General features: G+C 29.4%; 16 protein-coding genes and 2 pseudogenes. 2 read left to right on the forward strand and 16 right to left on the reverse strand.

What is annotated here, in order from left to right; genetic code table 11:
- Positions 1-89 precede the first annotated feature (89 nt).
- The 12 genes and pseudogenes from L6651_RS03050 to L6651_RS03105 form a co-directional block, all read right to left on the reverse strand.
- A pseudogene (locus tag L6651_RS03050) lies at positions 90-1844 on the reverse strand (recombinase family protein).
- A gap of 55 nt (positions 1845-1899) precedes the next feature.
- Positions 1900-2037 (reverse strand): hypothetical protein, encoded by a 138-nt coding sequence (locus L6651_RS03055; protein WP_023054952.1) that lies wholly within the window; start codon positions 2035-2037, stop codon positions 1900-1902.
- Between the two features lie 392 nt (positions 2038-2429).
- Complete coding sequence (locus L6651_RS03060; RefSeq protein WP_237036585.1) at positions 2430-3821, reverse strand: ABC transporter ATP-binding protein; 1392 nt, start codon at positions 3819-3821, stop codon at positions 2430-2432.
- On the reverse strand, positions 3818-4546 hold the full coding sequence (locus tag L6651_RS03065; protein WP_094230354.1) for an energy-coupling factor transporter transmembrane component T: 729 nt from the start codon (positions 4544-4546) through the stop codon (positions 3818-3820). Before L6651_RS03065 ends, L6651_RS03060 begins: the two co-directional genes overlap by 4 nt.
- A complete protein-coding gene (locus L6651_RS03070) occupies positions 4546-5136 on the reverse strand; it encodes an MptD family putative ECF transporter S component (RefSeq protein ID WP_019034321.1) in 591 nt (196 codons plus the stop codon). The genes L6651_RS03065 and L6651_RS03070 overlap by 1 nt, the downstream gene beginning before the upstream one ends.
- 25 nt (positions 5137-5161) lie before the next feature.
- Positions 5162-6886, reverse strand: a complete 1725-nt coding sequence (locus L6651_RS03075; protein ID WP_237036586.1) for an ABC transporter ATP-binding protein — start codon at positions 6884-6886, stop codon at positions 5162-5164.
- Complete coding sequence (locus L6651_RS03080) at positions 6883-8652, reverse strand: ABC transporter ATP-binding protein (RefSeq protein WP_237036587.1); 1770 nt, start codon at positions 8650-8652, stop codon at positions 6883-6885. Before L6651_RS03080 ends, L6651_RS03075 begins: the two co-directional genes overlap by 4 nt.
- Positions 8653-8759: 107 nt before the next feature.
- Positions 8760-9374: a TetR/AcrR family transcriptional regulator gene (locus tag L6651_RS03085; protein ID WP_237036588.1), complete on the reverse strand. Its 615-nt coding sequence runs from the start codon at positions 9372-9374 to the stop codon at positions 8760-8762.
- 228 nt (positions 9375-9602) lie between these two features.
- Positions 9603-9767 (reverse strand): annotated as a pseudogene (locus tag L6651_RS03090) (sigma-70 family RNA polymerase sigma factor); the annotation flags it as partial.
- 9 nt (positions 9768-9776) lie between these two features.
- Entirely contained in the window at positions 9777-11513 is a 1737-nt protein-coding gene (locus L6651_RS03095; protein WP_002837021.1) for an ABC transporter ATP-binding protein, read from the reverse strand.
- Positions 11506-13224 (reverse strand): ABC transporter ATP-binding protein, encoded by a 1719-nt coding sequence (locus L6651_RS03100; protein ID WP_002836940.1) that lies wholly within the window; start codon positions 13222-13224, stop codon positions 11506-11508. The genes L6651_RS03095 and L6651_RS03100 overlap by 8 nt, the downstream gene beginning before the upstream one ends.
- 4 nt (positions 13225-13228) lie before the next feature.
- Positions 13229-13825, reverse strand: coding sequence for a TetR/AcrR family transcriptional regulator (locus L6651_RS03105; RefSeq protein ID WP_002837004.1), 597 nt, complete (start codon positions 13823-13825; stop codon positions 13229-13231).
- A 292-nt stretch (positions 13826-14117) separates the two neighbouring features.
- Between L6651_RS03105 and L6651_RS03110 the strand changes: the two genes are divergently transcribed.
- Together L6651_RS03110 and L6651_RS03115 are read left to right on the forward strand one after the other, a co-directional pair.
- Positions 14118-14474 carry a plasmid mobilization protein gene (locus L6651_RS03110; protein WP_002836960.1) on the forward strand — a complete coding sequence of 119 codons (357 nt, stop codon included), beginning with the start codon at positions 14118-14120 and terminating at the stop codon, positions 14472-14474.
- Between the two features lies 1 nt (position 14475).
- Entirely contained in the window at positions 14476-15807 is a 1332-nt protein-coding gene (locus L6651_RS03115; RefSeq protein ID WP_237036041.1) for a relaxase/mobilization nuclease domain-containing protein, read from the forward strand.
- Positions 15808-15814: 7 nt separating this feature from the next.
- Here the strand turns inward: L6651_RS03115 and L6651_RS03120 are convergent, their stop codons facing one another.
- The 4 genes from L6651_RS03120 to L6651_RS03135 are packed head-to-tail and all read right to left on the reverse strand — an operon-like array spanning position 15815 to position 20385.
- A complete protein-coding gene (locus L6651_RS03120; RefSeq protein WP_035112629.1) occupies positions 15815-16534 on the reverse strand; it encodes a TatD family hydrolase in 720 nt (239 codons plus the stop codon).
- Positions 16521-17813, reverse strand: coding sequence for a Qat anti-phage system QueC-like protein QatC (gene qatC / locus L6651_RS03125; protein WP_237036589.1), 1293 nt, complete (start codon positions 17811-17813; stop codon positions 16521-16523). Before qatC ends, L6651_RS03120 begins: the two co-directional genes overlap by 14 nt.
- Before the next feature lies 1 nt (position 17814).
- Complete coding sequence (locus L6651_RS03130; RefSeq protein WP_035112631.1) at positions 17815-18558, reverse strand: hypothetical protein; 744 nt, start codon at positions 18556-18558, stop codon at positions 17815-17817.
- Between the two features lie 15 nt (positions 18559-18573).
- Positions 18574-20385, reverse strand: a complete 1812-nt coding sequence (locus L6651_RS03135; protein WP_237036590.1) for a KAP family P-loop NTPase fold protein — start codon at positions 20383-20385, stop codon at positions 18574-18576.
- Between the last annotated feature and the right edge of the window lie 125 nt (positions 20386-20510).

Consider the following 20510-nt stretch of genomic DNA (forward strand, 5'->3'; position numbering starts at 1 on the left):
ACTCTATCCCACCATCTTAACTACTTGCTACAACCTAATCAATATCTAAAAGGTGTTAAGTTTAAAGTTTGGACAATAATGCCACACACTCACAATGCATTGTCTTTTGCTTGGGAACATAATTTTTTATCCTCGTCATTCTTGTAGGAACACAATTTATTAATGTCATTGTCTTTGGCATTTTTTCTTTTATCTTTGAAATTATTAGAATCTTGACTATCTTTAACTCCTGTTTTGAAATAGAATGTTAAGTCATAAGGATGAACTGTTCCGTCTTTATCAATTCTCCCCACTACGACTTTATCAACTATGCTTTCAAATACTGTTCTATTAAATTCCTCTATAATTTCTTTATTTTCTAATATCTTTTTAAATTGCTTTAGTCTTTCTTTAATAGAGTCTTCATCTTTTATCGTTAGTTCCAGTGTTTTCTTTTCATCAAGTAATTCTTCTTTTTGTTTTGTCAGTTTTTTATACTTTTTAGCATAAACTTCTTCGTCTATACTATCTTCTAAATGAAGATCAACTAACTTTCTTTCTTAACTAATGATTCTGTTTAATTGGTTTTCTAACTTTTTCAGATCCTTGACTAAAGATTCATCATTTATTTCTTCTTCTACAATTTTTAAAAAGTCATCTATTACTGTTGAATCTGCATGGCATAATTGCCTATAGCTTTCAACAAATGCTTTTTCTATTGCTGCTTCTTGTATTCCTTTTGAATGAGGACAATATTTTTTACCTTTTTTTGTTGATTTTACACATTGCCAGTTAATTTTTTTATAAATTGAACTAGTGTGCCATGTTCTTCTTGAAAGTATTTCACCACAAAATCCACATTCCAGCATACTTGAAAAAGCGTATTGTCTTGATAGTTTTTCTCTTTTTCTATCCTTATTAGCAATAGTGTTTCTATTTTGTGCTCTCCTGAGTCTAATCTCCTGTGCCTTTTCAAAATCTTCTTTTGATATAATTGGCTCGTGATGATTTTCAATGTGATATTTATCAGATTCACCAAAATTTGCTAGTCTTCTTTTTGTTATAGGATCGACTGTAAAGGTCTTTCCCATTAGTATATCACCAATATACTTTTCATTTTTAATTATTCCTAACACTGTAGTATCAGACCATTTTGTTTTACCTCTCGGGGTGAGATATCCTTGCTCTTCTAGTTCCCTGCCAATGACTGAGCCACCATTGCCCTCTAAATATCTTTTAAAGATGTATCTGACAATTTTGGCTTCTTCTTCATTTATAGAGATACTTTTTGTTGTAGGGTCATAATCGTATCCAAGACAACCTTGAAAACCAATAAGCTCCCCCTTTTCCATCTTCATTTTCAGTCCTTTTTTCACATGGGCTGAGGTATTTTCTACTTCTTGTTGAGCTACTGAACTTAATATTGTTAATAGTAACTCTCCATCCATTGTCAAAGTATCTATATTTTCTTCTTCAAATACTACACCAACATTGTTTTCCTTTAATAGTCTTACATACTTTAAGGTATCTAATGTATTTCTAGCAAATCTTGATATAGATTTAGTAATTATCATGTCTATATCTCCATTTTGGCAATCACTTATTAGCCTCATGAAATCAGCTCTTTTAGTAGCAGTTGTTCCTGTTGTTGCTTCATCTGCATATATACCAGCCAGAGTCCAGTTCTTATTATTTTTTATTAGATTTGAATAATAATCAACTTGCGATTTATATGATTCAAGTTGGTCTTTACTATCTGTACTTACTCTACAATATGCTGCAACGCGTTTTAGATCTAAATGTAGCGCATTTCTATTTCTTGCTCCTGTATTTGAAGCTTTTATTACTTTTACTTTAGTATTCATTTTACCTCCTTCCCATTTTGTATCTTTCTACAGTGTTATTATATCACAAGATTAACTACTTTCTATCTCTCTTTTTATAATCATTTTCTATTCTATTTTTTATTTTTGTATATTCCTTATCATTAATTAATTTAAGATCATAAAGTCTACATAACATAGCAACTCTCATGCTATAAACTTTTATTGCTTGCATTTTAACCTCCTATGTAAGTTGAATTTTTTTCCTAGATAAGTGAATTAAATATGAAATATGCTAATTTCATCTAAGCATTTTCAAGAATATTCACACTTCAAAGTATTTGGATTTTTATAGCAAGATGACAAAATACCCCTCACTTTATAAAGTGAAATTTGCCCTCTTTGGTAACCAGAATTTTTATTTTTCTATAGCATTTTGAAGTTTTAATGATTAATTTGAGCATAAAAAAAAAAGAGGACTTATGCTATTAGGCATAAATCCTCTAAAATGAAAAAATATTATAAAATTTATTTTATGGAGTATCATGAAAAATACTATTTACGACTTCTCGTTTTTCTTGCTTATTTATCATATGTCCCTCTTGTAATTTACTAATGTATGCATTTTCATAAGTAAGTAAAATCAATCACTTTATCACAAACTGAATCTAAAAACTCAACATCATGGGATATTATTAAAATCAACTTATCTTCTTCCTTTACTTTCTTTATGTTTTTAGCTACTATTTTCATATTTCTATAGTCCAATCCACTGGTTGGTTCATCGAAAAATAGAATTTTCTTGTCGGATAGTAAAGCGGATAAGATAATTACTCTCTGTTTTTGTCCTCCTGACAAGGTGTGAGGATTCCTATCACTGATATTTTTCAACTCCATATCTTTTAACCAAGTATCTAAAGCATTATCATCTTTAATATTTGATGTTAATACTATTTCATCTTTAACGCTGTCCGTGAATAACTGACAGTTCACTTCCTGCATAATAAGCAGGCTCTCATTTAGCCTACTTTTTATATTTAAATTCTCATCATCTTTTAAAATTTTACCTTTATTTTCTTTGTTTAAGCCACATATAATTTTTGCTAATGTAGACTTCCCAATTCCATTTTCTCCAACAATTCCAATAATATTCCCATAAAAAAATTTAAGATCCTCAATGGACAAAATTATTTTGGTATTTCTTTTGAATATTAGATTTTTTAACTCTAATAAAGTCCCTTTATTTGAAGTTTCAAAATCATCAAATCTTTCAATAGCTTTATAATCAGAATGCCTAAGTCCTGTTCTCATTCGTTCATCTTCACTTAGATTTTCAATTTCGTCCATACTATATTCTCTGATGATTTTTCCATCCTCTAAGTATATTGCTCTATCAACAATGTCTTTTAAATACCACAACCTGTGTTCTGCAATAATAATAGTTTTTCCTAAAGATTTAAGCTTTTTTATTGTAAGCGATAGTTCTTTCATTGACTTTATGTCTAAGCTTGAAGATGGTTCATCAAGAATAAATATCTCAGGGTTTAATGCGTAAATGCTTGCTATAGCAATCTTCTGCTTTTCTCCTCCAGAAAGATTGAATATATTTTTATTCATCAAGTTTTCAAGATGAAGCTCTTTTTCAACTTCTTCAATCCTTTTGTTAATTACTTCTCTTTCTATTCCGTAATTTTCTAAACCAAAAGCAATCTCATCTGTAGTGTTTGTTGTATAAAATTGTGTTTTAGGATTTTGAAAAACCGAGCCTACATTATTAGATAATTTATAAATTGGTGTGGTAAATGTATTCATACCATTGACCATAACACTGCCAGAAATGTCCCCATCATAAAACTCAGGTATTATACCGTTCATAAGCTTTAATAGAGTCGACTTTCCGCAACCGCTCCTACCACATAGAAGAATGCATTCCCCTTTTTTGATTTTCAAGTTTATATCTTTTAATGAGTAATCAGATCCTCCCTTATACTTAAAACTTAATTCTCTAATTTCAATCATAAGTCCCACCCTGATACTTTCATAAATATTACTATTGATAAAATTAAAATCATAAGAATTAGAACACCAATATCATTTTTTCTAAACTTAATTAGGTGTCTACTTGTTTTGTTAACAGGAGCATCGAGTCCCCTTATAATGGCTGATTGAGAGAGCTCATCCCCAATTTCTATCACACTTACGAACAATGGCACAAAAAAATATTCCATAATTAATGTTGGTCTTCTTGTTAAATTGATTAAGTTAAAATTAATTCCTCGAGTTTTCATCGCCATATTTATATGACTCCATTCGTCTTTAATAGTAGGCAAACATCTAAATATTACAGAAATCATTATGAGCGAGTCTTTTGAAAGTTTTAATTTTTGTAAAGTTGCCACTGCACTGGAAACAGATGTTGAATTTAAAATCCATTTACCCACGATAATACATGGCAGAAATTTTCTTCCAATTGCCAAGATAAATAAAATTAAATTCAAAAGAAAATTCATATTAAAATAGGCTAAAGATTTTTCCAATACTACACTTATTACAAAAAATAAAATATACCTTATAGCGGATTTTTTATAACCATCGCTAATAATGATGACAAGGAAAAATAATGTAATAAGGCTTTGATAGATCCAATCAAACCCTAAAAAAATTAAAATATTCGCACCCATAAGCAAGATAAGTTTTGTTCTGAGGTCATATTTTGACCCCAGAACAAACTTTGAATTTTCCATTATAAAACTCCTGCGGATTCCAACTTTTTATTTAATATTTTTTTTGTAAAATAAGAACCAATCAAAGAGAATATAAATGTTCCTATAATCATAACTGGTAACATCCATATTGGTGTCCATGCTCTTACTGTGTTACAAAAGCTTTGATCTAAGCCACCTTTTATTACACTTTCAAAAAACGCTTCTCTCATAACCCAAATTGGTAAAAAGCCTCCAAATAAGTTTAGAGAAAAAAACATATGACTAATTGTATTTTTCTTAAAGTCTGTATAATTTCCACCTTTTGCTATGAACATAGCAATTATTCCGGCAGGCACTGCCACTAATGGTGCAATTGGAATATGCCCAGTTGCAACTAATAAAATACTTGGTAAAATAGCTGCGATTACAATAGCAGTAGCTGACTTTGTCTTTGCAAGAAGCATATGATAGGTTGGTGCAGCAAATAGTGCTACAAGCATAGGCATTAGTAAAAATAAAACAGGGACAGGCATAGATATTGCCCCAATGACTGCATATGTTACAAAGTAAAGTGCAATTAAAACACCGGCTGTAACTGCATTTTTTGATGATTTCTTTTGTGTTTTCATAAATTTCCTCCTTTAAAATTGATTGTTACTGTACAATCTTCCATTCTTTAGACTTTTCTTGATAATTCCATAAGTCTTTATATAGTCCTTCATTTTTAATAAGTTCTTCATGTTTCCCAACTTCTTCTACCTTTCCTTTGTTTAAAACAACAATTTTATCAGCTCCCATTACGCTCCTTAATTTATGAGCTACAACCACAACTGTTTTATTTTTAATTAAATTTGATATTGCTTCTTGTATAATAAGTTCATTTTCAGGATCAAGCGAAGATGTTGCTTCATCAAGTAGTATTATTGGGGCGTTTTTTAATATTGCTCTCGCTATTGATATTCTTTGTTTCTCACCTCCAGACAGAGTCGCACCTCCTTGTCCAATCATAGTGTCAAATCCATCATCTTTATTGACTATAAAGTCATAAGCTCCTGCCATTTTTGCAGCATTCATGATTTCATCTTTACTTGCATCTTCATTTCCAAATTTTATATTGTTATAAATTGTGTCTTTAAAAAGATACACATCTTGAAAAACAACAGAAAATTTATCCATTAATTTATCAGGGTCGGCTGTTAGCAAATCTACTCCACCAATTTTAATTGTCCCTTCATTAGGATCATAAAATCTGGAAATTAATTTAATTAGTGTAGATTTTCCAGAGCCAGAGTAACCAACAAAAGCAGTTAATTCATTTTCATTAATGTCTAATGAAACATTATCGATAACCTTAGATTCCTTGTAAGAAAATGAAACATCGTGGATTTCAATTTTGTTGCTTTCGTTTACAACGGAATTTCCTGACATAGGTTTAGCGTTAAGTAAGTTAATGATTCTCTCTCCTGAAACCGATGCCATTTGTAGACCTGTATAATTTACAAGTGCAAGCTCCAAGGGATCAAAAATCCTTGTGCCTACAAATAAGAACATTAAAAATGTATCAATTTCCAAAGATCCATTTATAAACAAATAGGAACCCGCTAAACTCATCAAAGGAAGTCCTATTCTTAAAATCATACTTGCTATAGTAGTTAATGAACCAACTCCTTTCTCACTCTTAATATTTGCGTCTCTCGAGTTATCTATATCTTCTTCAAACTTTGTTAATGTATCATCTAAGCTGTTATAAGCTTTTAGAGTCTTAATAGCATCCAAATATTCGTTTATATCTTCTTCCTCTTTTATCCTCATTTTCTTTGTTTTCAAATAAATTTTTTTCTGAAAGTTTTGCATGAGTGTAAGAAGTAGAACAGAAATCGGCAATCCAATAAGTGTTGCTATTCCCATTTTTACATTAATTACCAAAAATAATATTGAGCAAAGAACCGCTACACATATACCACTGAAAAATTGAGGTAATTGATGAGTTACTGCCGTTTCAACTTTGAAAAAATCATTCATTAATGTATCTAAGATCTCTGCTGAGCTTTTCCCTGAGATATAACCTATTGGTAGTTTTCTTATGTGGTCTGCAAGCTCTATTCTCCCATCTGCACTTGTCTTGTAACCAAGTTCATAGGTATATTTTGTAGCTAAATTTTCCAATAAGAATGTTACAAAGAAAAATATTGCCATTATCCCAAAATACTTCCATAAAATGCTCGTATCTATACTATCTGCACCTCTATTTAAAAATAGTGTTTCTACAATTTTCGCCAAAGCAATAAATGGTATAAGGTTTGAAATAGATGCCAAAACATTTAATATAATGGATTTTCTTATGTTATTCATCTTCCCTAAAGTAATATTTCTTATCATTCATTCTCACTCCCTTCTATATCCATTTGCCAAATATTTGTCTTCTTATAAATATCAAAGAGTCTCTTATATATTCCATCTGCAACGATTAAATCTTCATTCTTACCTCTTTCTGCAATTTTTCCATCAGATATTACTAAAATTTGATTTGCATGCTCTATGGTATTTAACCTATGAGCAATCATGATAACTGTCTTATCTTTAACCAATTCAGACAAAGCTTCCTGCATAAGATATTCATTTTCAGAATCAGCAAAACTTGTTGCTTCGTCTAATACTAATATTGGTGCGTCCTTTAAAATCGCTCTTGCTACGGCAATACGTTGTTTCTCTCCTCCAGATAAATAAGTTCCTTTACCCAAAACTGTGTCATATCCTTCAGGAAGTTTTATAATAAAATCATGACATCTTGCTTTTTTACATGCTTTTATGACATCTTCTTTTGTAGAGCCTGTTTTTGCCATAGCAACATTATTGAAGACTGTATCTGTGATAAGATCACTATCTTGAAAAACGAATGCTATCCTGTCCATTAAGGCGTTCATCGGAATATTTTTTAAATTAACTCCACCGATTTTAATAGAGCCTTCTGAAGGATCGTAAAATCTTGGTATTAGCGTTCCAATGGTAGATTTGCCTGCTCCTGAATAGCCAACTAATGCTGTAACTTCTCCTTGTTTAGCAAAGAAGCTTATATTCTTTAAAACCTCTTCATTTCCATAAGAAAAGCTTACATTCCCAAATTCAAGATCATGACCTTTTATCTCTTCGTCACTATTTTCAATTTCCAATTCTTTTTCATCTATAATTTCATAGATCCTCAAAACAACTTCATTTAGTAAATTCATCCCTTCTGCAAAATCTCTGAGTTTTAATGCAGGTACACTAATAGCAGGTGCAAGAATCAAATAGAAAATAAATACTGTAGCAAAATCCAAATTATTATTTCGTGACATTAAAAGTATTCCTACAGGAACTATGAATGTAGCAACAGATAGAATAAACATTCTAAATGAGACAAATCCCGGTCTTATCATTGATGTCATCGAACTTGTAAAGTCTCTATATTCTCCTACTGACTCTGAAAAAGTTTTAAATGATTTTGCTCCTGTTCCAAAGATTTTCACTTCCGGCATACCTTTAACATATTCAGTAGTTGCTGAATTAATTTGATCCAGAATCGCAAAGTTTTTCTCAAGTCCACCCGACTTTATAATCTTTGCCATGATTGCAATCTGAATTCCTAAACCAACAAATATAATTAACAAAGTCGTAAGACCTAATATTAAATTCATCTTCAACATAACAATTATCATTGCTAAAATTAGTGCTAAAGTTGAAATTAAATTTGGTAATTGATGAGAAAAATATCCCTCAATTTGATTCATGTCTGATCCTAATACTTGCCTTATTTTTGACTTGTTGTCTCCGGTAAAAAACCCTAAAGGAAGATTCCCAATATGAAATAATATCTTCTTTTTTAAGTTAGCTATTAAAACATATGAAAACTTATGGCATAAAATACCGCCAATGTAAGTTAAGCAATATGACAATACCACTGCTGCAAGTCCATAGATGCAAAACTGTATTGTACTTTGTTCTAATTTCCCATATAAAAATAGGGATTTTATAACTTTGTATATCACCAAAATTGGACAAATACTTAATAGCATACCAAGACTAACAAATAATATTCCTCCTACAAGTTTTCCTTTTTTTATTTCACTGTAGGAAATAATATCTTTAATAGATTTCTTCTTTTTCATATAAAACATACCTCCTTACCGAACGAGTTCGTTCATTTGCCCTAAAACTAATACAAGGAAAACACTGTTGATGTTTCCCTTGTAAAATACTTATATTTTATTTTTCTCTAATGAGGTCTTTGAAATAGTTCGCTTATTATTCCAAAGGCTTCACTTGAATTTGTTTTGTTTTCTCCCTTAATAATATAGTCGTTATATATTGTTCCAACAGCTCCGTATAAAATAAAAGCTGCAAAACTTCTCACATTTCCTCTATTTATTCCCATATTATTTTCTATTTTTTTATTTTCTATTCCTTCAATTATAAACTCTGAATAGACATCTATAAATTTCCCAATGTAATGAATCAATTCCCATAGCCTGTAAGAGTTATCTGTAATTGAATTCTCTTTTGAAAAATTATATCTTGTTGTAAATTGACTGATATCTTTTACTATGAGTTCTCTAAAAATCTTTATTCTTTCTTCGTAATCTATTTCCTTGTTTTGAAGGATACCTAACTTATTTTTTAATTTTTTATCAAAGTATGTTTCCATACACGCCAAGAAAATATCTTCTTTTGATTTGAAATAATAATAAAACATTCCCGGCGCTCCATTAACTTCTGCGAGAATATCTCTAACAGAAACTTTCTCATACCCATACTTTTCAAAAAGTCTGGATGCTATGTTTATAAGCTCCTGTTTTCTTTCTTCTGGATCCTTTACATTTCTCTTTGCCAAAACCTCACCACCTATTGACCGACACTCGTTCTTTAATAAAGAATATCATTTTCTTATACTTTTGTCAATAGTGCCCTGAAATTATATTCTGAGTATGGTATAATTTTATTTACTATAAATAAGCACGCTTAACGCTTATAGTCTTAATTACACAATAACAGGGTCTGTAAATAATTTTGTGTATCAACCTAAATCCTGTTTAAAGGGTAATGGTTGATACATTTTTTATGCTTCAATCATCATTGGTGTAGCTACAACTTTTTCTACATCAACATTTTTATCTTCTAGATTATCTTCAAAATTCCCATATTGATTTAGGAACGAAAAAAAGAGCAAGTGGTTTTTCTTGTCCACCTGCTCTAAATATTTTTCATGTTCAGAGACTTTAAATATTTCTTCCTATCAATTATTTAATTTCCATGATTCCGCCTTAGTTTTTGCATTGATAAGGTCAGAATAAAGTCCATTATTTTTAATCAGTTCTTCATGATTACCACGTTCTACTATTTCTCCATCTTTTAAGACTAAAATCTGGTCAGCATTTCTAATTGTCTTTAGTCTATGAGCAATCATTATTACTGTCTTATTTTTTGTTAATGATTCTATTGCTTCTTTAAGTTTATCTTCATTTTCTGGGTCTATATTTGCTGTTGCTTCATCAAAAATAATTATGTCTGCATCTTTTAGCATGGCTCTGGCTATGGAGATTCTTTGTTTTTCTCCACCAGATAGACTTGCTCCACCTTCCCCAATGATAGTGTTATATCCATCTGGTAAAGCTTCTATAAATTCATGACACCTTGCTTTTTTAGCAGCTTGAACTACTTCTTCATGGCTCGCATTTTGTTTTCCAAATTTTATATTGTTTTCAATTGTATCCTCAAATAGGTATACATCTTGAAATACCATGGAAATTGAATTCATAAGGTTTTCTATCTTATAGTCCTTAATATTCTTTCCACCTATTAAAATTTCTCCAGAATTTACATCCCAAAATCTTGCTATTAGATTACAAAATGTTGTTTTACCAGATCCAGATGGTCCGACAATGGCAGTCATAGTATTTTCTTTTATCTCTGCTGATACATTTTTTAAAATTTGTCTATCATCATAAGAAAAGCTGACATTTTTAAATACAATATCATGATTTTTTATTGGCTCTGTAATACTTCCTTCTTTCATATCTTCCATATCATTTACATAAGAATAAGAATCTATTGCATTCTCAACCATTCTTAGCATAGCCATAGCAGAGCCAGATGTTATAAGCCCATCAAATATTACAAAACTTGCTATAAGTATCATAATAGTATTAACTATTTGACCATTTTCAACAAAATATAATTTTATTGAAATAAACAACATCAAACAAATTGTTATAGCTATTATGATTTTAGCTAATAAACTATATGGCATTATAGTTTTTTCTAAATCAAAAGAATATTCACTAGCACTATCAAAGCTCTTGTCAAGTTTTTTATTATTACTTCCTCGTAGATTATATGATTTTATAATTTGCATTCCTTGCAATGTTGATAAGACTTCTTTGGTAAGTGATACCTGAATCTCATGAATCTTATCTGCATTTTTACTTGACCTTTTTTGCATACGAGCAATGATCATTAAAAATACAATAGAACCAACTATTGCTACAATACCTACCTTATAAGAAAACAAAAATAAGGATAAGATAAAAACAATAGCATTAAGCATGCCACCGAAAACCATAATACACAAAGTTGGAACCCAAGTCTCTACATTATCTAAGTTAGTAGTCGCAATAGTTGTTAAATTTCCTAAACTTAAACTTGAGAAGAATCCCATGGGAACTTTTTTTATTTTTTCACCTAATTCAATTCTCTTGTGTCCAGCCATAAAATATCCGGCATGTGTTTGTTTGAGCATAGAGGAATTTTTTGAAATAATTACTCCGGCTATACTAATTAATAAAAATAAACTTGATATTCCTATTGTTTTAATGCTTATATCCTTGTTTACTATCCCAAAAATCGCATAATAAATGGCTGCAAATTGTAGAGCATTAAAAATAGAACCGAAAAAATTAGCAAAGATTGATTTTTTTAGATACACTTGTTCTTCAATAGAAAAATTCCATATTTTTTTAAAAACACTAAGCATTTTCTTCTCCTTTCAAGGCAGTTTCCCAAAGATTGTGATAATCTTTTGATTCCTTCAAAAGCTCTTCATGACTCCCTTTACATGCAAGTTCTCCATTTTTAATTACAAATATATTATCTACATCTGTTATTGTCTTTAAACGATGGGCAATTATAATTAGAGTTTTCCCTTTGACAAGCTCTGATATTGCATCTTGAATCAAGGCTTCATTTTCAGGATCGATATAAGAGGTAGCCTCGTCTAAAATAACTATTGGAGCATTCTTTATCATAGCTCTTGCAATTGATATTCTTTGCCTTTCTCCTCCAGACAAATGTTTACCAGCTTCTCCTACTCTTGTATCATATCCATCTGACAACTTCATTATAAAATCATGGCAGGCTGCTTTCTTACATACTTCAATTATTTCCTCATCACTAGCATTTTTATTTCCTATTCTGATGTTATCTTTAATTGACATATCAAAAAGAAAATTATCTTGTGCTACATAGGAAATAACAGTAGATAACTTTTCAAGGGACATATCTTTAATATTTACATTTCCTATACTTATAGAACCACTATCTACATCCCAAAATCCTGAAATTAGTTTTGCAATAGTCGACTTTCCCGAACCCGATTCGCCTACTAAAGCATTCACACTTCCTTCTTCTATATTTATATTTATATTGTTTAGGACTTGCTTATCTTTTTCATAAGAAAAATCTACGTTTTTTATCTCTATATTATAATTTTTTATATCCAAATTTTCATTTTTATGAGATAATTCTCTCGCAGAAAGTATATTTTTAATCTCTTCGAAAATAGTTGACATTCTTCCAATATCATCTTCAAAAGTCATTACTCTCATAATATTTTGGATAGTCCCAAAAGAAAGGATTATCAATGTTAAAAATACACCACCATCTAGTGAACCATTCATACAGAAATATAAACCAAATGGTATAATTGTCAAAATACCAACTGGAGCAATAGACATACTTATCGCATAGTCTCTTGTATTTTCTCCCATCCAATCATAATAGTAATTTGCCTTTTTATACACATTGTCCCTGTATTTTCTATAAGATTTTTCGCCTTGATTAAATGTTTTAATAACCTCTATTCCATTTATATATTCAACCACGGAATTATTCATATCTTGGCCAATTTTAACTGCTTGTGGAAACTTTACCTTCATTCTTTTCATCGGCCCTGTCATAAAAAATCCACCAATAACTAATGGAATTAAAGATATTAAACTTAGTCTATAATCTAAAACTAACATGTAAACAAATAATATTATAGGTCCGACTAAATTAGCTGTCATCTCAGGTATCATATGAGCCAATGTTGTTTCAGTATTATCGACTTGATTTACAATTATGTCTTTTAACTTACCAGTAGATTCATTCAATATATCTCCTAATGGCATATTAAATAATTTTTCCATAAGGCTTTTTCTTATATCTCGTATTATTTTATAGGCTGTTTTATGAGAAATCATTGTTGACAAAAACATAAACACTTCTTTGATTATAAGACATAAAAGTATAAAGAAAATTTTATTTATATAGTAATAAAAATCTTGGCTACCATCAATTAATGATATAATCATCTTACTTAGAATAATATATACAAAAAGATTTGAAATTACTCCAAGTATTGCAAACAAGACAGAAATAAAATATGGTGTTTTATTTCTCTTAATATATTTTTTTAATAGATCCATAAATTTAACTCCTTTCATCATCTTTTTTCATTACATTTGTAAAATAAGTCTCTATCATTTCAGTTAGATATATCTTATTTTTTACAAAATTCTCACGTGCATTCAAAATTTCGCAAGCCATCAATCCAGAATTCATAATATTAATCATAAATTCAAATGTTTCATCAGAAGGTAACTCGTTAAACAAAGTAGAAAACAATTCTTTAAATACTTGTATGGACTCTTTTTTTATTTTCACATATAGTTTTTTCAAATCATCATTTTCTTTTAACTCACATAAAAACATAACATAAAGCTTTACATAATCATTATCTGCAAGTATCTTGTCTATAATCATTCTTGAAAACAACTGTGGACTTAATATTAATCCTTCATCATAACTTGATTTTTGAACAATATCTTTTCTATTTAAATTACCTTCCATCATAATGTCGTATAAGATTTCATGCGTAGAACCATAATGATGATACAAGCCACCTCTAGAAAGCCCAGTAGCTTCCATAATGTCATTCATAACTGTATTTCTAAATCCCTTATCCAAAAAGACTTTAATAGCTGCTTGTCTAATCTGCTTTTTTCTTTCATCAGCTTCCATTTTCATTTCATAAATAACCTCCAAACCGACACTCTTGTCGGTATTATTGTATCAGAACTGATAATCATTGTCAATAGCTTCGCTTATACTTCTTTATTAATTTTTTTAAATGCGGTATAATTAATAAAACCTAATAAACGCTTAACGCTTATAACTTTAATAGCAAGCACAGTAAGTGAGTACCCACTTACTAAAAATTGATGGAGCAGAACTTTTATGGACTGCTTCTTTTTTTATCAATTTTACCTTGTTAGGGAGAACCCTAAGACCCCAATATTTTATGATAAGGAGATATACTATGGATAATAGAAAAAGAAATAATCAACTAAAAATATATTTAACAGATGAAGAAAAAGAAATCTTTGAAAAGAAAATGAAACTTGCTAATTGTAAAACTATGTCCCACTTTCTTAGAAAGTGTGTATTAGAAAAAGAGATTTATGTTGTAGATTTAGAACCATTTAGAAACCTACAATGGCTACTTTCGAATGCAACAAATAATATAAACCAGATTGCAAAAGCAACTAATACAACTGGTGTTATATACAAAAATGAAATTGAAGCAATGAATAAAGAAATAGAAAAATTATCAAGAAAAATATGGCAGATCCATTCCCTACTTCTTAATAAATCAAAAGAAAGCTATGGTGACTAATATGGCAATTACAAAAATACATCCTATAAAATCAACTCTAAATTTGGCAATAGATTATATAACTAAGAGTGAAAAAACTAATGAAAAAGTCTTGGTATCTTCATTTAAATGTTATCCATCTACTGCCCATATTCAATTTATGAAAACACGAGAAGACAATGATACTAAAGGTACAGTCTTAGCTAGACATTTAATCCAATCTTTTCTACCAGGAGAGGTTGATCCTATAAAAGCTCATGAAATTGGAATGGAATTATGTAAGAAAATTTTAAAAGAAGATTATGAATTTGTTCTTGCAACTCATATAGATAGAGGGCATATCCATAACCATATTATTTTTAATAATGTTAATTACAAGACTGGTAAATGCTACCAATCTAACAAAAAAACTTACCATAAAATCAGGTATCAAAGTGACGAATTATGTAAAGAAAATAAGCTTTCAGTCATTGATGAATATTATGAAGCTTACAAAAGAAAATACAAAACTGCTGGTAAATCTTGGTACGAATATGACCAAAATAAGAAAGGAAATTCTTGGAAGTCTAAACTGCAATTTGATATAGATAGAATGATTAATAAGTCTAAATCGTGGGAAGAGTTTTTAGAAAATATGAAGTCTCTTGATTATGAAATTAAGTTTGGTAAACATATTGCTTTTCGTCATAAAGATAAGCAAAGATTTACAAGAGCTAAGACTATCGGTGAAGATTATACTGAAGAGAAAATCAAAGAAAGAATAGATTTAGCTATTAAAAACAAAGCTAATCCTACTAAAAAACGAGTGGGAAATGTTATTGATATATCTACTAATGAAAAAGTACAATCTTCTAAAGGTTATGAAGTTTGGGCAAGAAAACACAATATCAAAACAATGGCTGATTCAATAATTAAACTTAGAGAACAAGGAATTAATTCAATTACACAACTCGATGATCTTATTAAAAAATCTGCAGATGATAGACAAGACTTGTTAGATGAAATAAAGAAAATTGAAGCTGAAATGAAGAGTCTATCTCAAGATATGGAAAATATAAATACTATAAATAAGTATCGTGAAATCTATAAATACCACAAGAAAAATCCTGAGGATAAACAATTTGCAGAAGAATATTATAGTGAACTTTCCGTCTACAAAATAGCTGCTAAAGAAATTTTAGAAAACTATAAAAAACTACCAAACACAAAAGAAATACTAGCAAACCTCGATAAATTGCAAGAAAAAAAGAACACCCTTATGCAAGAGTATTCTTTGAATAAAGAACAATTTTCTGACCTTGTTCAGTATAGAAAAAACTATGAAAATTATTATGGGAAGGAAGTAGAGAGGTAACTACTTCCTATCCTAATATCTTCTTTGAATTAGCTTGGATTTGAATAGTAACATCTTCTAAATTACATTTTTTTATTTTTGCTATTTGAGCAATAGTATCTTCTAATATTTTATAATCATATCTTTTTTTACTTTCTTTTGTAAAAGGAGCATCTGTTTCTAAAACAATTCTATCTATAGGTACACTGTGAATTAAATCAGCACCTTTTTTTGTTGTTGTCATATCTAAATTGACAGATATATATATGTTTTGATTTTTCATCATACCATCTAGGAGTCTTTTAAGAGTTCCTGTGTACCAATGTAGAATGTATATATTATTGTTATTAATTAATTCTTCAAATATAGAACTTTCAGCTTTTCTTGAGTGAATTGATATAATCTTACCATCACTTTTATTACACTCATCCATTATTTCTCGAAATATTCTTAGTTGTTTTTCAAAAGATTCTTTATTTCTTTCAGAATTATCTAGACCTATTTCCCCTACGAACCTTGTCTTATACAAATTTTGTTTAAATTTTTCAAAATAATTAGGGTACTCTTCAATCAATTCTGGATGATAGCCTAAAGCTAAAAAATTATTTTTAGAATCTTTATATTTTGGATAGTATCTTTCAAACAAAACTGGTAAATTTGTCATAAAAACTATTTTATTACCATTGTTTAACATTTTAAAATTGTCATTATATAAATCTGGATGGCAATGAAAATCAATCAACTTCATTCATATCTACCTCATTAAATATTTTATTTAATTCTTCTATACTCCTATTATAAACGTCTGCAAACTCAAATAAGTTATCTGTTAATGGACCAGATTTCTGTATCTCAAATACCGCTTTTTTGGGATTATGCTTTTCAAGCATTTGTAAAAAAGCATTTCTGTTTAAGATTCCAGCTTCAGATTTTTCTAGGTTTTTATGTCTATACTCCGTTTCATCTTTCCCATAAGCTGATATTATAGCTGCTTTTCTAACTATGCAAGGGATGCAATCTCCACAGTGTTTTGATGTTTTTTCTTTTTTAAATCTACCATTATCTGGGTGTGAGCAAGACATAGTATTAACATACTGCTCTTTTAGGAAGCTACTATTTTTACACTCTTTCATCATTTCACCTTTAGTTTTGAATTGATATGGATTAATGATTCTAATATCTAAATTCATATTATTTATTAAAGTTTGTAATTTTTTCATGTAGTATGGATGTGTAGTTCTTGTACTGCTGCTCCCAAACCTTGATCCAGATAAAGGAACATTTAAAGAGATATAACCATTTTCAGGGATATATAGCTGAGTTTTTCTACCAAAAGCTGAGGCATAAACAATTGCATGCGAAAAAAACATAAAAGATCTTGTTCTAGTTGTATCTTCTTTACCATTCTTAGCAACAACATATGATTGCACCTGATCTCTATCATCTAACTTATATTTATTCTTTACAGCTTTAAAAATATCATCTTGATAGCTTTTAGTTCCTTTTCCTCCGCCATAATGACTAACTAGTAATATTGAAGAGGTTGAATCTTCAAGCAAGTCTATTGCTCCTATAAAAGAGTCTAAACCACCTGAAAACATACAAATTTTGTCATAGCTCCTCTTATTCAACTCTTTATACTTTTTAGATGAATAGTATATTTGCTCTTGATACACAGTTTTAGGTCTAAATTCAAAAGTCCAATTGTCACCACTTAAAAAATTCAACATATCAGTTACTAATACTTTTTGAGAGTTCCAAAAATCAATGTCAGATACAGGAATATTTAGTTTGATAGTCCTAGTCCAACCATCATTTTGAGTATCTCTTTTTACTATTCGATCAGCTACAAAAACAAAAATCGATAAATATAATAAATCAATGGCTAATTTTGAAAAATCTTTCTCTAACTTAATGTAATTATCCCAGAAATTAAAGCCAATATCTTTTTTATTTGTTATATCTAGTTTTTCATCAAATCCTTCAGGAATATTATCAATTGATTCATTTGTACAATATATTCTCATTTTATTCCTCCATAATCTCTAAGCAAGAAGTTAAAATCTTATTAAATGAATCTTCAGTGAAATAATTATCTTTATATGAATTAAATCCCACCTCAACGCAAGCTTGAATATATTCCTTAATATCTCTTTCAATCCTAATAGCTTCTTGAATATTGCTTCCCTTTTTTTCAAATGAATATCCGTAATCAACTAACATTAATTGCCAAATTAATTCCCTAGTAAAATACTGAAGTAAGTATTTTGATTCAATTTCAGTTAAAGAATCTTTGTCACCTAACAATAAGTTCATTTCTTCCAAAGTGTTTACTGTAGCACTCCTTATAGCTATATCATCTTTTGATATAGAATTTTCTACTACATAATTTGCCAAAAGCGATATAGATTCTACCGTGGATTTATTTATAAATTGATTTCCTAATGAAGCAATCGTAGTAGTAAATCCATTTTTTGTTATACTACTCAATAAATTAGAAAAATTATTCCCTGCGGAACTTATCCCTTGCCTTGATGAGAAAGCTTTAGCTCCACCATTTGCCCCAATATAATTACTGACAACTTTCTTCGAACTTCCAATGTTCCCACCAGAAGAAATATATTTACTCATGGATGTTTTGGCTGATGTCCAATTCGGTTTATCTAAATCTTTTTTATTGTCTTTATCATCGTTATTGTTATCTTCTTGTAAAAAGTCATTTGGTAATAATGCATTTCCTTTTTTACCTTTAAAAGAACTTGATGTACCCAATACATACCTCCATCTTTATTTATCATTCCAACTATTAACAACTTTGCTCATTTCGCTACTTGCTGGTATTTCTAAATCTATTAGATTATTAGCGTACATCTTCATTGGTTTAGTCATATAATTTATAGGCAACTCAGATATTTTTCTTACTACAAAATCTGCACACTCATTTCTTTTAGTGCTTAAATCGATTAAACCTTTAAATACGCCTAACCTCTTATCTTCAGGCTGTTTAATAAACTCTTCAGAAAGTTGCTCAACTATTAAGTTAAGTTCGACAGAAGAAAGATTATTAATATTTTCCTCAGCGTTTAATTTAGCAATGTCATTCCCTGATAAATAAGCTCTAATAACTTGAACAGCATCGTTAGATAATGCTTTTCCGAATGTAATTGAGTCTAACCCTTTATTACGTGATAAGTAGAAATAAGGTTTGAGATCATGATCTATAAGATTGGGCTCTATTCTAACCCATTGCTCAAACCATTCATCTTTCCATTTTTTATCTATCTTTTTCTCTTTTTTTAGATTGTTTGCTTTAGATTTAATATTTTGATCTTCATCAGATTCTTTTTCATTCTCAATCTCTTGGTAATAGCTCAAAATCTCATCTAATTTGTTCTCTTGTTGTAGCTGAATAAAATCTGTAAATATCGATGGTTTTACATATTGAAGGACCATTACCTTAACTAAAACTTGATCATCAATCTCAATGTTTTTTAATTCAGCAGTTCTTTTTCTTAATTCAAATTCATTTAAAAATCTTTTAAACTGTCTAGGATTACCATTTAATCCCGAATTTAAAAGTTCTGCTATCCTTTTTGCTAATGTAAAATTTTTAACTATAAGTTCATTGTCTTTGCTTTCTTCTGGTAAAGATACCCTTGATAATTTTTCTCTATATTGTTTGATTAAATCCATTTTTAATGATGAAAACTCATCTTCATCTACTATATTCTCGCTTAATAATAATGTTATATAAATCTCTGTTTCAGCAACATTCATTCTAGGAATACGCACAGGATATTGAATGATTTTTTCTAAATATTCTTTACCAATATCTATTTTTGAACCATTATCCGATATATCTTCCGAGTATTTTTGCTTTATTGCATAAGCAATTTGCCTTTCATCTGCTCCATATATAAAAGCTACTTTACCAGAAAACATAAATAGTCTCATCGCCTCAAAAAGCTCTAAAATCGTATCAGTAGAACATCTATCAATTTCATCTATATAAATTGCTACACGGGTAATGTCTGTTGTATCAATTAACTCTCCAAACTTTTCTCTGAACATTGATATTTCATTTCTAATTTTCTCATCAGATGTCGCTTCAATATAATTATCTTTAACCGTGTTAATAAACTCTTTTATATTCTCAGACTGACCAAGGATTAATTCTGATTTACTTGCAGAGGGATTGGTACTAAATGTAGACAGTGCAGCAAAAAAACCTTTTGATATGACTGGTATTAAGTTTATATTTAACAAACTTTTCCTCAATCCTTGCAAGATTTCTTTTGCTGTATTTCCCAACTTTTTCTTTTCTTCTATTGAGTCTAAAAGATAGTTAATAATTGTTGTTTTAATATCATCGTAACCCTCAAACAACCATGCGTTGAAATTAACAATCAAAGCCTTATCATCTTCATCTTGCAACCTTTTTTGGCTTATTGACATAATGCTTGATTTTCCACTGCCCCAATCTCCATACACCCCAATACTTGCTGGTAGTAAACTATCTTCTAAAATTATATAATTTACTAGATCTGCTATATATTCAAAATCTATATAGTCAATTTTTGATTCACTATCTTTCCACATTATATTTTTAACCTCCAAACTTTTTTTGATAAAAAGTTATTTAAATTTTACAATTAGTTTGTTCTTCTTCCAGCTTTTTAAAATCAATAGATTTTCCAAATACCGTTGATGAAAATAACAAATAT

Origin of the sequence: Mediannikoviicoccus vaginalis, from assembly GCF_928097925.1 — a bacterium.
Lineage (GTDB): Bacteria > Bacillota > Clostridia > Tissierellales > Peptoniphilaceae > Mediannikoviicoccus > Mediannikoviicoccus vaginalis.